The organism is Chryseobacterium sp. CS3K3.1, assembly GCF_059515165.1.
The window spans coordinates 163902-183346 of record NZ_JCAKRV010000007.1 but is presented as its reverse complement, the minus strand read 5'-3'; the positions used below and the strand labels follow the sequence as shown (position 1 = coordinate 183346).

Sequence of the window (19445 nt, the reverse complement as noted above, 5' to 3'; positions counted from 1 at the left end):
GACGTACTTTTTAGTTAAAACTTAAGATTAAAACCGATTCCAAACCATCTGCTGGATGGATCCTGGATATCATTAGCGACATCTCCGCTTCTGCCTGATCTGATCTGGAAATCAGGATCGGAGTAAAGGTTCTTTGATTTTTTCCACATCGCTAAATTATAAGCAGAAATATTGGCCGTGAAACCTTTTACCATTCCTTTCGGATTCAGTAATGAAGAGAAATCGTATTCCAGCACTACCGATCTCAGCTTAACGAAGGTTCTGTCGAAAACGTTGGCAAATTCTTCACTTTCATCCTGCGTTACTCTTGCCTGATATGGATAATTCTGTGCCCAGTCCTGGAAGCTGATGGCTTTCGTGTGCGGAGTATAAAGACCGGTTGCAGGATTGTAGTTGACTCCATCCGGTACAAAATAATAGGTTCCCGGATTCGCGTATTCAAGATCTCTGTACGCTATAGAATTAGGATGTTTTCCACCCCACCACATTTTTTCTACGACCTGCGATCTCATTATCCCTCCAATGCTTCCGTCAATTCCGATATTTAAAGTGAATTTTTTATATTTAAAGGAGTTATTGAAACCGAAAGTCCAGTCCGGATTGAAGTGTCCTAAGTTAGTCGGAGCATTAGCTCTTGTCGGCATTCCTGAATTGGCATCAAGAATGACTTTCCCGTCCGGAGACTTTTGCCAGGTATAATCATAGTAGCTGTCCATTCTTTCCCCTAACTTAATGTTCTGGTAGTTGGGCATATTATCATAAATAGAAGTCAGCTTTTGCTCATAAGTACTCCAGTTGATTAAGGTTTTCCAACTGAAATCCGCTGTTTTTACCGGAACCATACCAAGAGTGATTTCAAAACCTTTTGTAGTATATTCATTCCCGTTTACATATTGTGAGGTGAAACCGGATGATTCTGCGGCAGGGAACTGAAGGATATTATTATAATCCAATGTTCTGAAATAAGTAGCGTCCAAAGTAATCCTGTTATTCAGGAAACCTGCGCTTACCCCTAATTCATAAGATTTTGTCTGCTCGGGTTTCAAAGAGTTTTCCACATTCAGGGTCGTTGGATAATAATAAGTCGGATTTCCGTTGAATGTGATTCCCTGATTATTCAGATAATAATTTCTGATGGAATAAGGCTGGAAGTCATAGGCTACTTTTGCCCAGGAAGCGGAAAGCTTCAACAGATTAATAGATTCCGGCAATTTTACCAGGTTTGAAATAACCGCACTGATGGAAGCAGAAGGGTAGAAGTAAGACCTGTTGGCTTTAGGCAGTGTGGAAGACCAGTCATTACGCCCGGAAATATTGATGAAGAAAGCATTATACAATCCGATATCAATGGTAGAATAAGCACTGTAAATCAGTTTTTCCTTCAGGTAGGTATAATTTTTCAGCGCTCCGATAGAGTTTTCGAAGGTATACACTTCAGGAATTTTTAATCCGTCCGTAGACCTTTCATTGTTGTTGTTTTTATAATAGAAGGCGGAACCTCCGGCATTGATCGTAAAATCAAAGTTTTCAGATATTTTTTTCTTATAAGTGGCTAAAACATCATAGTTCAGGTTCCATGTCTTATTATCTTTCAGAATATAACCTCCGCTTCTCGGCGCACTATAATTGAAGTAAGAATAAGGGCTCAAAATTTCCGTTTTGCTGTGGTTTTCCACAAGAGATATTTTCCCTTTTACCGATAGATCCTGTGTTGCTTTATACTCTAAGCCTGTCTGTGCATTGATAATATCGGTTCTGTTCTGATTTTTATAATACTCAGCTCCGAACCATGGGTTGTTGTACCAGGCATAGTTCCAGTTGGCCTGTGCTCTTCCTTCCTTTCCGGGAATCCACATGTGATTTTTCAGAGCCTTTCCGTCTACATCGCCTCCCATCCAGATCAGGATGGTGTACATATGTCCGCTTGGGTTGTAATCGTAGTTGGGAATATTAGGGGTGAAGGCCTGATTGAAGTTGAATTTTGTATCAAAGATTAACTTCTCACCAAGATGGTTTTCAGAAGAGAAGTTGATTCCGTATTTCTGAAGGTATGAATTCGGAACCCTGTCATCATAATTCATGAAATTCCCCGAGAATCTGTATACGTCTTTGTTGTTTCTGTAGCTGATCGCAAAGTTATTATTGTTGATAACCGCAGGTTTTAAAAAAGTATTTAAGTTATCATGGTACTTCCAGTCAATCGGAACTCTTTCATACCTTGATTTATCATCATACTGAGTTCCTGTTACAGCTCCATACCACGGAACTACCTGCCCTGTTACTTTATCTCTGATGGGGCTGTTCCACTGTGCAATCTGTAAACCGGGAACGAATTTGGGTCCCCAGATCATATCTCCGTCATTCACGCCGCCATCAGCTCCGTCCCAGAATTCATATTTTCCATGGGAACCGTTACCATATTCAGTCTGGGTTTTCGGGAGATTGGTAAACCCTGCCGTAATCATGGTGTTCTGGGAAAATTCTACAGAGAAACCTTTCTTTTTAGCATTTTTTGTGGTGATCAAAACAGCTCCGTAGCGACCTCTTGAACCATATAAAGCAGAAGCGGTAGCACCTTTCAGGACGTTGATGTTTTCAATATTGTTAGGGTCTAAATTCTGGAAAACCTCTTTTTCCACAATCACACCATCAATCACAAAAACAAGATTGGAGTTTCCTCTCAATGTAAACTGTGGCGCCTGCTGCATTCCCGTTGGATTGGAAACATTCAGACCAGCAACCTGTCCGGAAAATAAGTTCCCGATACTCGGCGTAGTAATGGTTTCAAACTGTTTCGTTCCTACTTCCTGAGTAGCATATCCGATTTTCTCCTTCTTTTTGGCAATCCCTAATGCGGTAATCACAACGCCTTCAATCTGTTTTTCGTTTTGCTTTTTTAAGACAACGGAATACTGTTTTTTGGAAGAAACCTCAACAGTATAAACGGAAAAATCAGGAGCAAAAAATTCAAGAATATCTTTTGGGTTTGCAGAAATAGTGAAATTACCATTTTCATCTGTAGTAGCAGTCTTTCCTGTGTTTTTGTCGGTGATGTTCACACCGGAAACACTAGAACCGTTTTCTGATTTTACATTTCCTGAAATATTGATTTCCTGTGCGGAAAAATAAAGAGGAAGTAAAAAAACGGCAAAAGTGGCTAGAGTTTTCTTCATTTTTTTGAAGGCAAATTTAGCAGAGCACTGTTACCTGTACTTTAATGATGTATTAAAATAAAAATACGATTTAATATTTTTTAACAGGAAGAATTAATAGAAAAGTAAAATAGAAAATGTCTTTTGTATGGAGACTTTTGCTTTATTATATAAATATAGTTAGGAAGCTGGGAGAGGAGGGAGGCTGGAAGTTTTTGTGGTGGTTTTAACTTCTTGAAGCCCCTTAGCGATAAATTTTTGAAGAAAAACCTTCTAATAATAATAGGATAGTAAAACTGTGACTTCGATAACATCCAGCCTCCAGCTTCCCTCTTCCTTTCTATTTCTAGAACCTGCTCAGAATTCCCCAGTGGATTTTAATATCATTAAATTTAAAAGGATTTCCGAACTCATTACCATTAGACAGCTGGAAGCTCATCAAACCGATAGGAATGAAGAAATTGAAACCGAGCCCGACACTGTAGAGCTTGGGTTTTACATTTAAAGATTTATTGTTGAGCTGACCATATTGGCCAAAGACATCAAAAAAAGCCTGGTTACCAATCAGATATCTGTATTCCAAACTTCCGTAATAATAGAAGTCAGCGGCGAGCGAGTTTTCATTGAATCCCCGCATGGAATTCCAGCCCCCAAAACGGTATAATTCATTGGCAGAGAATTCTATTTTAGAATCCATCATGGCGCCCTCCGCTTTGATGTTCAGAAAGTGATTTCCTGAAATATGATAATTATGTTCTCCAAAGAAATAAAACTGATTTTGATTGGCTTTAATATTATCTTTTGAATAAGTGGTTGTTAAGAAATCATATCCGGCATTGATCCTTGTTTTATAAAGGAAAAGGTCAATATCTGTAGGCTCAGTCATTTCATACCATATCCCGATCCCTTTTTTGTTGTAGTCTTTTCCCTGAACGTATAGCGTATCAATAATAGTAGAGGTTTCGAGAGTTGCCCTCAGACCTATTTTATTCCGGTTGTTGATGTGGTAATAAAAGGCAGGCAGGAATTTTACATTGGCAAACGTAGAATCCTGACGATAGATATTTACTTTTGTATCCATCCCGACATTCGATTTGAAAAGGTACGGAATATCTACCCTAAGATCGAAAGTCTGTCCTTTATCAGGGTTTCTCTGCCAGTATAAATTCACAGTTTCAAAACCATTGAACATATTCCTGAAATTGACATTCATTGTCCCGTTTAAGGTAAACTTGGAGGTTTTATCATTCCCGAAACCGATTACCCCATCAAAAGTATTTGTCTTTTTCTTTTCCAGAAACAGGTAAATACTGGTGGAATCTTTTGTAAATAAAGTCTGAGGCTGCCGTTCAAGGGTCAGAAAAGGATGACTCTGAAAGGTTTTGTTGATGGCTAAAAGGTTTTTGTCATCATAGTTTTTACCTTTAAACTCCTTTTCAAGGTTTTTGATGAATCTTTTGGGGACTTTTTCGTATCCTTTTACTACGAATCCGTTGATTGTTCTTTTATCATTCTTGTTGATGTCAAGCTCTACAATCGGATAGCCGTTTTTCTGACCTTTGTATTTAGATTTGATTCTACTGAAAGAATACCCTTCATCAATATAAGTCTTGTTAATACTTTTCTTGGTGGAGTCTAAATTTTTAGTGAAAAAATCTTTCTGGATTTTTAATTTCTGAACAAGAGAATCTGTAAGGTTGACATATGTTTCGTTGAAATTCTTTCCTTTATCATAGAAAATTTCCGTGCTGTCACCTTTTACTTTTACGTCTTTTAGTTTCGTGAAGAAATAATTACTTTGGGCTAAGGAATCCAGAAACTTTACGGCAGAAGTAGAATCTTTTACTTTTTTCCTGACCTTGGTTTCCGTATCAATCAGCCAATACTGCTTCTTCTGCGCTTGTGTAAAAACGCAGAACAGTACAAAAAATATTTTTAAAAGTAATTTCAATTTATTCTTCTGAATATGAAGGGGAATCTCTATAAAATACAAAAGATTCTTCACTGCATTTCTGAACTACGTTCGCAGACTTTCAGTCTGTGTTCAGAATGACAATGCGCCTTATCAATCAACTAATTTTTATCCAGTTTATTATACTTCTTCATCAAATTCTCATAAGTTCCCTGCGGAAGAATCCATTTTAAAGGAACCCCGATTTTCTGTCCGAATTTACCAAAATAATAATGCGCTTTCCATTTATTTTTTGCTAAAAGTTTTTCAATGTATTCTGCGACTTCCAAAGGCTCTGTTCCGTCATTCACGTGAGAATTCATCAGCGCATATACTTTGTCAAAAACATTTTTATAAGGCTGGGAGACCTGTGCAATGACTCTGTTGTCTGCAATATTGGTTTTAATATCTCCCAGATGCAGAGAGCATACGTCAATATTCCATGGGTAAACTTCATATCTCATCGCTTCAGTTACTTTATCCAATGCGGATTTGGAAGCCGAATAAAATCCACGGAAAGGCAGACCCATTTCACTTCCGATACTGGAAACATTGATGATTTTTCCAAATTTGTGCGCACGCATATTCGGGAGTACGGCACTCATCATCTGCACAGGTCCGGCAAGATTCAGGCTGAAAAGCTTCAAAATATCTTCTTTCGTAGAATCTTCCACTGCACCTACCATTCCCATTCCGGCATTGTTGATCAGAACATCAATTTTGCTTTCTGTTTTTAAAACCTCAGCTACAGCATTTTGAACTGCAGTATTGTCTGTCACATCAGTTGGGATAGATTTGAAATATTGGCTTTCTGTATATTTTCTGCTTAATCCGTATACTTTATGTCCTTTTTTACCAAAATATTCTGCCAATGCAAACCCGATTCCTGATGAGGTTCCTGTTATAATGATGGTCATTGAATTCGTATGATTTTTAATGTTTTATTTCTTCTGATACCAGGGAGACGTTTTTAATGGTCTGTGTTCAAAAGTAAAATCTATTTTCAGCAAATGTAAAAAAAGAAAAATGAACTTTGATATGGATAAAGCTTTAAAGTTGGATGTATTCTCTAACTGATTTAAAATATTTAGAAATAATCCATCAGTGTTGGAAAAGTTATTATATTTTAACTTCGGTAAAATTTAGTAATTAATTACGTTTTAAATTAATGATGAAAAAAGAACTGCTAATATTATTCATACTCAATTTTAGCTTTTATTGTACAGGACAAGAAATTAAAATTCCGGAGAATTTCACTGAACATTCTATTCCAAAAGTAGAATCTCCGGAATGGTTCGTTCTTATTCATTCTAAAGACTGTTATGCTGTCAAAAAAGATAATGGTAGATTGATTGTGGAAAAAACCAGCTATTACAAAAAAGATTCTGAATTAGAAATCGAAGATGGAAAATTGATTGGAGAAAACAAAGGGGAATTTGGGGGAGCATTATACTTTCAGCCTAAGGAAGATAAAGACAAAGTTGTGAAAATAAAATTTGGAAACATTGTTGATATTTTCAGATTCCAAAATAAAATTTATTTCACAGAAGGCTCAGGGATTTGGGGAAGTTTGTATGAATTAAATAAAGATTCAGCTTTCACTTATAATAAAATCGAATCTTTTGGGGATGCCTTAGAAGCTGTAGCCGTATTTGATGACAGTATTTATATTGCCTCTTACCATGGCTTTTATAAGGTAGCGGATGAAAAAGCAACTCTTATTTTCAGAAAACAGTTTTGGGATAATCTGTATCCAAATTCTGTCGTAGTATTTGATGAAGAGAATATTTTTATGGGTATAAGAAGTGGGATTGTTAAGTTGAATCTTGTGAAAAAAACAGTTAACTTTTATACAGAAAAATAAGTATAGTTTGTGTTTTAAGAATTAGATTCTTAAAATATTTTTCGTTCAAACCGCTGAATGCGTTTTTTTATTCTATCATGGAATAAATTTAAGACAAACTTAATATTAATTCATTATTCATCATCGGAGGAATGATTACTTTTAATTACATATGTTTCTGAAAAACAGGGTTTTAATTTTATTTTGTGGTAGGTGGTACCTGAAAAAATCTAAAATTTCTTAATAAAAACATAAGAAAACCTTAATGAGGCATGGAAGCAGACTGATCTAATTTTGCACCTAATCAAAAAGGAGATCATGAATGTATTTAAAATCCCTGTATCCGTAACTTATTTAACGGGAAGGGTATTACTTATTGGTGCAATATCGGCTTCACCGATGTTCCTCGCTCAGAAAAAAGACAGCTTAAAAGAAAAATCCATCGACGAGATTGTTGTTGTCGGCTACGGAACACAGAAAAAAAGTAAAGTTTCCGGAGCCGTTTCGGAGGCTTCGCTGGATAAGCTAACCTCCAGATCTTTATCCGGAGTAGGAGAAGTTCTTCAGGGGAAAGCTCCCGGAGTAACTGTAGTGAACGAAGGTGGAGATCCTAACGGAGCACCGAAGGTCAATATTCGTGGTCTGGGAGGAATCAATGGAGAAACACCTTTGTATGTGGTGGATGGAGTGGTTTTCAACGGAACACCCTCTATCAATCCGAATGATATTCAGGATATTTCTGTACTTAAAGATGCCTCTGCGGCCATTTATGGAGCAAGATCTTCCGGCGGGGTTATTCTGATTACCACTAAAAAAGGGAAGAAAGGGAATCTAACAGTAGATTTTGATGTTAAGTACGGTGTAAACCAGGCATGGAGGCTGAAAGAATCCCTGAATGCGGCAGAATTTCAGGATGTGATGTACAAAGCCTATGAAAATGCTGGGAAACTGGGAAGCTTACCCATGGCTTTTAATCCTAATCAATATCCGGACGGAAGAATTACCAGAACAGACTGGATGAAAGAAATTTTCAGAACAGGAACAATTCAGGAATACAATGTAAATCTGAGTGGCGGAAGTGAAAAGTCCAGATATTTTGTGGGCATGAACCACAGAAATCTTGAGGGGATTTTACTGAATACTCAGGCAAAACGATACAATTTCAGAGTCAATTCTGAACATAAAGTAAAAGACTGGCTGACGATCGGAGAAAATATGTACTATAATTACTCTGACGGCAATACAGCTGATACCAAAAGTGGATATACAGGTGCTTTGGTGGCGGCTATGTACTATCCGCCCAATGTTCCGGTATATACACCCAGCGGTGCTTTTTCAGGACTGCCGATTGATGTGGCAGGTGGTTACGGAGATATGATCAATCCTGTTGCTTATCTTAAAAGAATCAGCATCAGAAATCCTACCCACGAGATTTTAATTAATCCTTATGCTGAAATTACACTGGCAAAAGATTTAAAATTCCGTTCCAATTTCTCACAGACTTTTAAGCTGGGGGAAGTAAAGAACTTTACGTACAGAGTACTTGAAGTAGGAAAAATTTTTGATACCAATAATCTGGAATACCAATCCAATAATTCTTCAACAGCACTTGCAGAACAATTGTTAACCTATAAAATCTCAGCAGGACAGCATAATTTCGATTTCCTTGGAGGATTTACTTTTCAGAAAACAATTGATGATGGTTTTGTGGCAAAATCGTATGACTTCAGAAGTGAAGCTGAGGTTTTCCAGCACCTTCAGAACGCTGCGGATACCAATAAAGATGTTTCCAGTTACAGATTCAAACAATCTTTGGTTTCTTACCTGGCGAGAGTAAACTATGACTTTGCAGGAAAATATATTGTAAGTTTATTAGGAAGACGTGATGGTTCTTCACTCGTAGCAAAACAGAACAGATTTGCCAATTACTATGCGGTTTCCGGTGCATGGGTGGTTTCGAAAGAAAACTTTATGAAGGAGATTTCATGGTTGTCAAGTCTGAAATTGAGAGGAAGCTATGGTATTCTGGGGAATCTTGGAGGAATTTCACCTCAGGCTGTGAATCCATTGATGACAAGAGATAATAATGTCATTTTCGGACAGGATCCTTCTCAGAATATTGCTTATTACGCAACCACACGTCCGAATCCCGATCTGAAATGGGGGAAATCTGAGCAGACCAACTTCGGGGTGGATGCTTCCTTCCTTCACAACAGCCTTTCCTTACAGTTCGATTATTTCGTGAAAAATTCCAAAGATCAGATTTTCAACGTAAGCTTACCAAGTACGGCAACGTATAATAATCAGTATGTGAATGCCGGATTATTCCAGGATAAAGGATACGAATTGGGAATTAATTATAACAAAGTAGTTTCAGGTGATTTCACGTTCTCAATAGGAGCTACGATGAGTCAACTAAAAAATACGGTGAAGCAGCTTGCCAATGTAAATGAAATCTTTATCAATGATAACGGAGTAAGAGGAGTTTTGAAACCAACCCGTGTAAAAGTAGGCGATCCTTTGTATTCTTTCTATGGTTATAAGACCGGAGGGATTTTCCAGACTCAGGAAGAAATCAACAATTATAAAGATGCCAACGGAAATCTTATCCAGCCCAATGCCAAGCCGGGAGATATCAAATTCCTGAAAAAAGAAGGAAATACCGGAGTGCTTAATAATAATGATTTTGTTAATCTTGGAAGTCCATACCCTAAATTCTCCTATGGCTTTTCATACAACATGACCTGGAAAAACTTTGATCTGAATTTATTCTTCCAGGGCGTTTACGGAAATAAAATTTTCAACGGAATGAAGTTTATTTCTTTGAATCCGGGCGGAACGGGACAAAACTATAATATGGACAGAGATATCCTGAATGCATGGACACCTCAGAATACCAATACTGATATCCCAAGACTGGTACACGGTGATCCGAGTGGTAATTATTCCAAAGTATCAGATTTCTATGTGGAAGACGGATCTTACTTAAGGCTGAAAAACCTTACCATCGGGTACTCATTACCAAAAGAATTGTACCATAAACTGGATGTAAACAAAGTGAGAGTGTATGTAACCACCAACAACCTGTTTACCATAACGAAATATACAGGATTTGATCCTGAAGTAGGAATGAACTCTTACGGAGTTGATACCGGAAGATATCCCCAGGCACGCTCATTCATCTTCGGAGTAGAGATCGGATTATAATTTTTAACCAACAAAAAGTAAAAAAATGAAATTTTTCAATAAAATATTGTTAGTATCAGGAATATCCGTAATGCTTTTGTCATGTACAGGCGAACTGGATGTTCAACCTGAAGGAACACCTACCGAAGCCAGTTTCTGGAAAACAGAAAACGATCTTATTACCGGGGCAAACGCGATGTACAAGCCTTTATTCGATGGTGAATTTTACGGCAGAGGTTTGTTCTGGTTTATCAATGCCAGTGATGATATGGTAACCGGAAGAGCAAAAAGTGAGGCGGATAACGCCAAAAACTTCAGCAGCAATTATATCGCGGCAGGTGATCTTGAAACTCAATGGAACAAAAGATATAATGTGATTGGAGTTGCGAACCGTGTGATCCGTAACGTTGATAATATTCAAACCTCCCAGGCAACAAAAAATAAATATCTGGGAGAAGCTCTGTTCATGAGCAGCAGAATGTATTTTGAACTTGCCTATTCTTATGGAAATGAAAAAGCAGGTGTTCCTATCATCGACCGTTCAAAAGATCCTGATCCTAACCCGATTCCAAGAGCGGCTAACGTAATGGAAAATTACACGTACATTGTCAATGACCTGAAAAGAGCTGCTGAATTATTACCTGCACAGGCAGAACTTCCTGCAAAGGATTACGGAAGACCTCATAAAGCGGCAGCCTGGGCATTGTTAGCAAAAGTATACCTGTTTATGAAAGACTGGAAGAATGCGGAGTTCTGGGCCAACGAAGTAATGACCAAAGGAAACAGAGCTTTATTGGGGAATTTTGCAGATGTCTTCAAAGCTGAAAATAACTACAGCTCAGAATACATCTGGTCTGTTCCCGGAACTACAAAGTTTACTGCCTGGGGAAGTATTCTTCCGGGGGTAATGCTTGAAAACAAAGGATGGGGAGAATATAACGGATGGGGATATTTTCAGCCAACAAAAGAGTTATTTGATGAATACGAAACGGGAGACCTTAGAAGAAGTGCTACCATTCTTAAAATAGGAGACAAGTTTACCTTTAACGGAAAAGAAAGAATATACGCTTCTACGAATTCCCTTACCGGATATCAGTTTAATAAATATATGGATGCCTTCAAATATGAGTTGAAAAGTGGTCACGTGAGTGCCAACGGAGATTATCCATGTACAGACCTTGCCGTTCCGATTATGCGTTATGCTGAGGTGATACTGATTAAAGCAGAAGCTTTACTGATGCAGGGAAAATCTGCTGATCAGGAGATCAATATGATCAGAGCACGTGCAGGTTTATCTGCTAAAAACGGATGTACAATGGCTGACCTTAAACATGAAAGACGTTGCGAGCTGGCAGGTGAATGGGCAGACAGACACAGAGACCTTGTACGTTGGGGAGATGCGCAGGCTGCTTATGCTAAGCCTCTGCATGGTATCAACGGACAGGTAGTCTGGGCCGCAAGAAACTTTAATCCGGCTGTACATAATGTTTGGGCAGTTCCACAGGCTGAAATCGTAAACAGTCATGGGATCATTAAACAAAATGAAGGCTGGTAAAATTTAATCTTTATCTACAAGCCGCTATATCATTGCAGAACTTTCTGTGATGATATAGTTTTTTCAAAGGCAGGCCTTTCTGGTCTGTAATATTATAAAGTTAAACGAATGAAACTATCAAAAATATGGGCTGTATTGGCCATTGCTGTTTTTTCTGAAAATCAGGCACAGAATTATCTAAATTATAATGTAGGGAATGCACATTCACATAATGATTATATGCAGGAGATCCCTTTCTGGCAGGCATATTATGCCAATTTCGGTTCTATAGAAGCAGATGTTTTTCCGGTAAAAGGCCAGCTTTGGGTTGCTCATACTGAAAAAGAACTTTCTCCGGACAGAACACTGGAAAGTCTTTATCTCGATAATATTTCAAAACAGATTAAGCTGAACAAAGGAAATATCTATCCTGATGCTGGTAAGAAACTTCAGTTGCTGATTGATATTAAGCAGGATTATAAAACTTCACTGGCAGCTTTAGTGAGTACACTGGAAAAATACCCGGAGATTACCGGAAACTCCGGAATTAAAATTGTGATTACCGGAGGAAGACCTCAGCCTGCAGATTTTAAGAACTATCCCAACTATCTTTACTTTGATGGAGATATTGACCAAAATTATTCTGCAGATCAGTTGAAAAGAATCGGAGTGTTCAGTGCAGATCTTCCGGGATTGGTAAAATGGAACGGGAAAGGAATTCCAAGGGATGAAGAAACCGCAAAAATTAAAAGTGTGGTTGACAAAGCTCATGTGAAGCAAAAACCTGTTCGTTTTTACGGAGCTCCGGATTTTCCGAATGCATGGGTAAATCTGATGGATTTGGGAGTAGATTATATCAATACCGATCATATTCCGGATCTTAAAAAATTCATGAACACGATTCCGAAAAATTTTTATAAGAATACAAAGGAATATGCCACTTATACTCCAACGTATCAGTCAGATGGTGTGGAGAAAAAAGTAAAGAATGTCATTCTTCTTATTCCGGACGGAACTTCTTTACCACAATATTATGCTGCCTTTACAGCTAATAAAGGGAAACTGAATGTTTTCAATATGAAATCCACAGGGCTTTCCAAGACCAATTCATCCAATGCCTATATTACAGATTCAGCACCGGGTTCTACAGCGTTCGCAACAGGAGTGAAAACCAAAAACACTTTTGTCGGAGTTGACAACATGGGAAAATCACTGGTACAGATCCCTGATATCATTGCTGAAAAAGGAATGGTTTCAGGCCTGATTTCCACCGGAGATGTTACAGATGCAACGCCTGCTGATTTCTACGCTCATTCGGATAACAGAAACAGTTCGGAGCCTATTCTGAAAGATTTTGCAGCTTCAAAAACGAAAATCCTGATTGGTGGCCCTACAAGTGGATTGTCTCAGGGAAATATGCAGAAATTTAAAGATGCCGGAATCGATCTCTATCAGGATTTGAAATCAGTAACGAAAATCAATAACCGTACGCTGGTTATTGATCCTCTGGCCTCACAAAGAATCAGCAATGGAAGAGGAAACTGGCTTGCAGATGCCTTTGATCTTACTTTAAATGATTTAAAGAATAATAAAAAAGGGTTCTTTATGATGATTGAAGCGTCGCAGACTGATGGAGGAGGACATAGCAATAATATAGAACAGCTGGTGACAGAATTACTGGATTTCGACCATGTTGTAGGGAAAGCTATGAAATTTGCTGACGAAAATAAAGAAACCTTAGTGATTGTAGTGGGAGACCATGAAACCGGAGGTTTAACACTTTTGGATGGCAGTCTGAAAGAGGGTTGGGTATTCGGGAATTTCAGTACAAATGATCATACTTCTATTCCTTCAAGTGTTTTTGCGTACGGACCCAATTCAAAAGAGTTCACAGGATTATTTGAAAATACGGAAATCTTCAGCAAAATACTGGCAGCTTACGGAATTCAGAAGTAGCTTTTGATTTACACTTTTTTACTTTTACAAAGAGAGACTGTTTCCATCCGAAGCAGTCTTTTTTCTCAATTTTCATTTTAAAAAAAGACTGTCTCAAAAATAGAGACAGCCTTTGAATAAATCTAACAAATAATAATTTAGAAATTGGTGTTAACGATCAATTGAGAAAGCTCAGCATTCACAAAATCAATAGGCATTATTCCGAATGTTCCCTGAGTATTGGTCTGGAAGAATGTTTTAAGTCTTGGATTGATATTATTGGATACGGTAGGAATGCTTGGGATCCCGAAGATTCCTGGTTTATAACCGCTGGTGAAATTCAAGAAAAGTTTGCCATTCGTATCAGTTTTAGCTTCGTTAAGCAGGCTGGAGATTGCATTCCACTTATCATCATTGTTGGTTACCTTGTAATAATCCTGAACTTTCAGCTGTACACCTGAGTTATTGATGTCAAAAGTAGTATTGTCAGCCCATGGTGAAGCGTTGATTCCCTTGGTTGTTCCTGAAGAGAATCTTCTTAATAATTTGATCTTTCCTCTTACAGCACCCAGCGTGGGAATATTAGCTCCAAGATCCCATTTAGACGGATTTTTCTGAACATAAGAATCAAAAGTCTGTTCAAAAGTTCTGGTGGTGTTGGAAGCATCATATTCTTCTTTAACAGACATGATAATGGTTTCTGACGGATTGTTCTGAAGGAACGTATAACAGGCATTCAGTACATCATCAAAATTCATATTCTGATAAATTGCACCATGATGAATGGTAAAAGCATTATCAATATGTCTGCAGCGGATATCCAGAAAACGTACACCGGCATTCAGCTGTTCTGCAATGCTGAGGTCCTGGGTTTTAGCCGTACCTGATACAAGAGGGGCATCTATACGTGCTCCGGAATCATGAGTACCGGGAATTGATATTTTTGAAATAGAAATATTATCCTGAAGACCGGCCATCCAGCTATTCAGAGAAACAGGCAGTAATGAAGCTCTGCCAGCTGTTTTTGTTAAAGAAGCGACATTGTTTTCATTGGAATCCCTTTCCAGGATACTGTCGTTTGAACAGGAAAAAAAGATGGATGCAGTAACCACTCCAAGAGTGATGGCTGTCATACGTTTCATGCTTTGTTTGAACATAGTTTTTTTATTTTTAAAGTAGCTTAAAAATAAGAATATATCAAAGCATTAGGAGTTAATTTAACTTTAAGAGATAATTAAGTTGGTTTAAAGTCAAGTAGCTGGAGGATGGATGATGGAAGTTTGATTTTCTTAACGCAAAGTTTATTTTTAATTCCGGAAATGTAGAGGAAGCAAAGATGAAATCAATAAAATTGATTCTTTCTAAGCGGAGGTATAAAAGAAAGCTTCATGACCGACGTATGTCGGCCTCTTAGCTCACTTTACTACAACATTAGAATTAATTTAACTTTGCGTTAAAGAAATGTGGTTATAAAAAATCATAATAAATGAGTGTTGAAGTTCACCGTCAAAGAGTAACCTCTAGCGTCCAGCTTCAATCTCCTCTCTTAAAACACAAAATCCTCTTTTAAACCGGGAAGCCTGAACTTGTGGTCTCCGATAAAGAAATCATTCATTTTAATAAGAGCCGGGAATTTATGAGTAAATTCTTTATGCGAGTTTTCGGGTAGTTTGGTATCATCATCACAGGATGAATATTCTCTGTCAACAATTACTTGGCCTGTAGAAAAATTGATTTCATTGGTGAAACTGAAATCACAGGTATCTTCAAAATGATCGTACAAACCTATCAGATAAAAATCTCCGTTCTGAAATCTGAACGTATGTTTATATTTCTGGGTATGCCTTGAATTGGTAAAAAACAGCTGTTCGATAACAAGACAGTTATTTTTTATATTGATTGTAAGAGTATTATCGGAAGGATAAAATCCGAATCCGCTTGAAAAAATGATATCAGAATTTTCTTTCCATAGTTTCAGACCACTGTTTTCCTTTTTCAGAATATAGAAAACCCTTTTATAGTCACTTGTACCTTCCGGGTTCTGCTCGTATGATGCTTTTATATTCGTATTAAATACAAGGACCGTTTCATCTTTTCCATCTTTGTCAAGATCACCTTTGGCTTCTGCAATCTGAGTATAACCCTTCGGAACCGAAAAACTTTTCAGCTTCTGAGCAGATAAGCTCGTCACAGATAAGAATATCAAAAAGTGAATGACAGATTTCATGATTATCAGTATCATTAAAAATGTGGTAATCCGAAATAAAAATCATTTTTCAAATTACCACATTTTTATATTGTTAAATTAATGAGTCAGTATGCTTTCAAGATCTTTCCAGAACATTGGATAAGACTTTTCTACCACATCTTCATCTTCAATATTGAGTTCTTTAATCAGGCAGAACGGAGCGAAACTCATCGCCATTCTGTGATCCTGATAGGTCTTGATTGAAATATGGTCTTGTGCTTCTCCAAAGCTGGTTGATTTAATTGTTAGATCTGTGATTTCTGTTTCGGTACCCAGTTTTTTAAGCTCATTATATAAGGCAAGAAGCCTATCAGTTTCCTTTACTCTTAAAGTTCCCAGTCCGGAAATTTCAAAAGGAATTTTTAAGGCTGCGGCTGTTACGCAAAGAGTTTGTGCAATATCCGGACAGTTGTTCATATCCAGGACAATTTTTTCCGGGAAAGAAAAGCCGGGCTGAGGTTCCAGCGTTAATTGATGCTCATCTTCAGAAAATGTAGTTTTAATCCCGAAGAACTTTTCGTAGATATCAGCAATGGCAGAATCTCCTTGTGTGGATTCTTTATAAAAACTTTTCAGATGAATTGTTTTTCTTCCCAATGCACAGATAGAGTAGAAGTAAGAAGCCGAACTCCAGTCGCTTTCCACTTCATAATTTGCAGCCTCAGCATTCTTGTCAGGAGTAAATGGTTCTACTTTGATGGTATTCCCTTCAAAGCTGCTTTGGATGCCAAATCTGGTCAGGATGTCAAGTGTCATTTCAATATAAGATCTTGAGGTCACTTCTCCTACAAGATTAATGACTAATCCGTTTTCAAGTTTTCCGGCAATAAGAAGCAGTGAAGTGATAAACTGGCTTGAGATATTCGCAGGAACATTTACCGAAGTCTGGGTGATTTTTCTTCCTGTAATCTTTAAGGGGGGAAAACCTTCATTCTCCATATATTCAATTTCCACTCCAAGATCCCTCAATGCACTTACCAGATTTTTGATTGGTCTTTCTTTCATTCTTCCGGAACCTGTAAGAACAGTTGTCTTTCCTTCCTGAATAGAATAATAAGAAGTAAGAAAACGCATCGCCGTTCCTGCATGGTGGATGTCCACGGTTTCTGTGTTCTCAGATAATGCTTTTTTCAGCAGCTGAGTATCCTGGGAATTGGATAAATTCCCGATTTTTATATTACTAAACAGGCTTTCCAGAATCAATAAACGATTCGAAATACTCTTCGAACCGCTGATCTGTACTGTTTTATCTCCCGATAATTTTGATTTTTCTAGCTTCATTATGATCTACATTTCTAAAAAAATAATGAGTTACAAATTGATGTGGTATTCATAACTCATCATTTATATTTATTTCAATTTTTCGTTGTTCTGATGCCGGTCTTTATCACGGTCAGTTTTTATTTTCATTTTTCTGTCGAAAGCATCCTGCAGATTAACTCCGGTTTGATTGGCTAAACATAATGTTACAAAAAGCACATCTGCCAGTTCTTCCCCAAGATTTTTAGTCTTATCACTTTCCTTCTCGCTTTGTTCACCATACCTTCTGGCAATGATTCTTGCTACTTCACCTACTTCTTCTGTCAGCATTGCCATATTGGTAAGTTCATTAAAGTATCTTACTCCAATGGTTTTTATCCATTCATCTACCTGCTGCTGTAACTGTGTAATTTCCATTATTGATAAGCTCCTAGAGTTGGGTTGGTGGTTCTGGAAACATTCACAATATCAAAAGGTACCGTTGCTGCAACAGTTGCATTTCCTTTTCCAAGGGCCGGAGAACCGGGTTTTACCCTTAAATTCATTTTAGCCATAAAATAATTGACAAACTGTGGTTCTGCATTCTTGACCGTTTGTATCACATTCGGATTATTGTCAAAAGTGAAGCCGGATCCTGTTGCACTGGTATATTTGATTAATGAATTTTGAAGTAAGAATTCAAACTGCTGGCCTGGGGTTTGTTCGAAATGAACCGCATCATCCCGGTCAGAATACACAATACTGTTTTTGATGTCAAGAAGCTGCAAAGCGCCCTGCTGTGATTGCCCGGCATCATTTTTCCATTCATTGGCTGCAAAAATTCCTGCTCTGTCAAAAGAACTCATCGTCCTGGAGTAATTGGCAATCGTAGCGTGAGTATAGCTATGTTTTCCACCAAGGAAAATACCGATACATGATAAACCGCAATTGTTCATGACAAGATTATTGGCATTCACGGTAGAACCCACGGCATAAATTCCGTATTCAAAGAAAGTATGGATGAAGGAATTGGTGATGGTAGCATTGGTTTGCTTCATATCCAGTCCTCTCGTACCGCCGAAAAGTCTTGCATGGTTCATCTTAAGGGTAGAATTGGCCTCCATTTTAATAGAATTCCAGTTTTTAGGAATCGTATCATAATAAGGATCATTCCTGTCTCCGCGAAGAATAACCTGATCCGCCTGAGTACCGTTAATATTTAAGACCGCTCCCGAAGAAACTTTCATTCCGCTGTTTTTGTGGAAGTATACTTTCGTTCCGGGATTGATATCCAATGTTATATTAGGATTAATGGTAAGATTTCCGTAGATGATCTTTGCTTTATCATTATTCCATGTTGTGGAACTGGTAATTACATTCGGGTTGCCAGGAGTCTGAATAAAAAATTCTGCATCCTGAACGACAGAAAATAAAGTTACATGCTGTTGTCCTGTTGGACTGGTAAAAAGAACTTTGTCTTCCGCTATGGCCTCCGGTCCTGTAGCTTCCGGGGCAATTTCAACAAAAATATAAAGACTGTCTTTCTTTCTTAAAGGAACATTCTTAAAATCATATCCCGGTTGTCCATCTACATTGATTCTATATAATGAAGCGGCTCCTTTTTCAAGGTTCACTCTTGGGATCATAATATCCTTATCTTCATTATTATATACTTTCACAACATAAGTTTCTGAACGTACCTGATGGTATACCGTATCACAAAATACCGTATCTCTTGAGAAACGAAGCTCCTGCGTAGGGCTGTCAAACGTTATATCATCTTTATTACATGATACTGCTACAAGTAACATCCAGAAGGAAAAAGCAAGTAATAATTTGAATTTCATTGAAATTAAAGTTTAAGTAAGTTCCAAATTTAACGAAAATACTTTGAATTTCTTATTAATAAAAAAATATTGAATTCAGTATTTGGAATTTTAAAAAAATGTTGTATTTTTGCAACCTAAAATTTAGCAGAGAAATATCCATTACTATTTCGAAAGCAAACTTTAATTTTTTTAAAAATAGTATTATGAAAAACGGAATCCACCCAGAAAATTATAGACTTGTTGTTTTCAAAGATATGAGTAACGACGAGATGTTTCTTTGCAAGTCTACTGCAGAAACAAAAGACACTATCGAGTACGAAGGACAAGAGTATCCTCTAATCAAAATGGAAATCTCTTCAACTTCTCACCCTTTCTACACTGGTAAAGTAAAACTAGTTGACACTGCAGGTAGAGTTGATAAGTTCATGAACAAGTATAAAAAATTCGCTAAGTAATTTTTGTACATTAAAAATATTAAAGTCTTCCAATTTTTGGGAGACTTTTTTTATTGTAAATTTGTTGATCTTG

13 protein-coding genes are annotated in these 19445 nt (G+C 37.5%); 5 read left to right on the top strand and 8 right to left on the bottom strand.

Features of this window, described 5'->3' with window-relative positions; translation table 11 throughout:
- Positions 1 to 14: 14 nt before the first annotated feature.
- From AC5YGI_RS09125 to AC5YGI_RS09115, 3 genes are all read right to left on the bottom strand, one after another.
- Entirely contained in the window at positions 15 to 3173 is a 3159-nt protein-coding gene (locus AC5YGI_RS09125; RefSeq protein WP_496168048.1) for a SusC/RagA family TonB-linked outer membrane protein, read from the bottom strand.
- A 325-nt stretch (positions 3174 to 3498) separates the two neighbouring features.
- A complete protein-coding gene (locus tag AC5YGI_RS09120) occupies positions 3499 to 5103 on the bottom strand; it encodes an autotransporter assembly complex protein TamA (RefSeq protein WP_496168047.1) in 1605 nt (534 codons plus the stop codon).
- 122 nt (positions 5104 to 5225) lie between these two features.
- On the bottom strand, positions 5226 to 6020 hold the full coding sequence (locus tag AC5YGI_RS09115; RefSeq protein WP_446104737.1) for an SDR family oxidoreductase: 795 nt from the start codon (positions 6018 to 6020) through the stop codon (positions 5226 to 5228).
- Positions 6021 to 6271: 251 nt separating this feature from the next.
- Here AC5YGI_RS09115 and AC5YGI_RS09110 point away from each other — a divergent pair, with 251 nt between their 5' ends.
- The 4 genes from AC5YGI_RS09110 to AC5YGI_RS09095 all read left to right on the top strand — a co-directional run bounded on the left by AC5YGI_RS09110 (position 6272) and on the right by AC5YGI_RS09095 (position 13622).
- The gene (locus tag AC5YGI_RS09110) at positions 6272 to 6967 is read left to right on the top strand and encodes a hypothetical protein (RefSeq protein ID WP_446104738.1); all 696 of its coding nucleotides are present in this window, start codon (positions 6272 to 6274) and stop codon (positions 6965 to 6967) included.
- Positions 6968 to 7264: 297 nt separating this feature from the next.
- Positions 7265 to 10153 carry a SusC/RagA family TonB-linked outer membrane protein gene (locus AC5YGI_RS09105; RefSeq protein ID WP_446104739.1) on the top strand — a complete coding sequence of 963 codons (2889 nt, stop codon included), beginning with the start codon at positions 7265 to 7267 and terminating at the stop codon, positions 10151 to 10153.
- Between the two features lie 25 nt (positions 10154 to 10178).
- Complete coding sequence (locus AC5YGI_RS09100; protein WP_110011696.1) at positions 10179 to 11687, top strand: RagB/SusD family nutrient uptake outer membrane protein; 1509 nt, start codon at positions 10179 to 10181, stop codon at positions 11685 to 11687.
- 108 nt (positions 11688 to 11795) lie between these two features.
- Positions 11796 to 13622 (top strand): alkaline phosphatase, encoded by a 1827-nt coding sequence (locus AC5YGI_RS09095; RefSeq protein ID WP_446104740.1) that lies wholly within the window; start codon positions 11796 to 11798, stop codon positions 13620 to 13622.
- Between the two features lie 137 nt (positions 13623 to 13759).
- On the opposite strand, the gene AC5YGI_RS09090 is transcribed toward AC5YGI_RS09095, so the two are convergent.
- The 5 genes from AC5YGI_RS09090 to AC5YGI_RS09070 form a co-directional block, all read right to left on the bottom strand.
- Positions 13760 to 14758 (bottom strand): phosphatidylinositol-specific phospholipase C, encoded by a 999-nt coding sequence (locus tag AC5YGI_RS09090; protein ID WP_496168046.1) that lies wholly within the window; start codon positions 14756 to 14758, stop codon positions 13760 to 13762.
- A 389-nt stretch (positions 14759 to 15147) separates the two neighbouring features.
- Entirely contained in the window at positions 15148 to 15843 is a 696-nt protein-coding gene (locus tag AC5YGI_RS09085) for a hypothetical protein (protein ID WP_496168044.1), read from the bottom strand.
- Positions 15844 to 15906: 63 nt separating this feature from the next.
- The gene (locus AC5YGI_RS09080; RefSeq protein ID WP_496168043.1) at positions 15907 to 17130 is read right to left on the bottom strand and encodes a 3-phosphoshikimate 1-carboxyvinyltransferase; all 1224 of its coding nucleotides are present in this window, start codon (positions 17128 to 17130) and stop codon (positions 15907 to 15909) included.
- Positions 17131 to 17199: 69 nt separating this feature from the next.
- Positions 17200 to 17526 carry a nucleotide pyrophosphohydrolase gene (locus AC5YGI_RS09075; RefSeq protein ID WP_496168042.1) on the bottom strand — a complete coding sequence of 109 codons (327 nt, stop codon included), beginning with the start codon at positions 17524 to 17526 and terminating at the stop codon, positions 17200 to 17202.
- Positions 17526 to 18935 (bottom strand): hypothetical protein, encoded by a 1410-nt coding sequence (locus AC5YGI_RS09070; protein ID WP_496168041.1) that lies wholly within the window; start codon positions 18933 to 18935, stop codon positions 17526 to 17528. The genes AC5YGI_RS09075 and AC5YGI_RS09070 overlap by 1 nt, the downstream gene beginning before the upstream one ends.
- 185 nt (positions 18936 to 19120) lie before the next feature.
- Here AC5YGI_RS09070 and AC5YGI_RS09065 point away from each other — a divergent pair, with 185 nt between their 5' ends.
- Entirely contained in the window at positions 19121 to 19372 is a 252-nt protein-coding gene (locus tag AC5YGI_RS09065) for a type B 50S ribosomal protein L31 (protein ID WP_062702555.1), read from the top strand.
- Positions 19373 to 19445 lie beyond the last annotated feature (73 nt).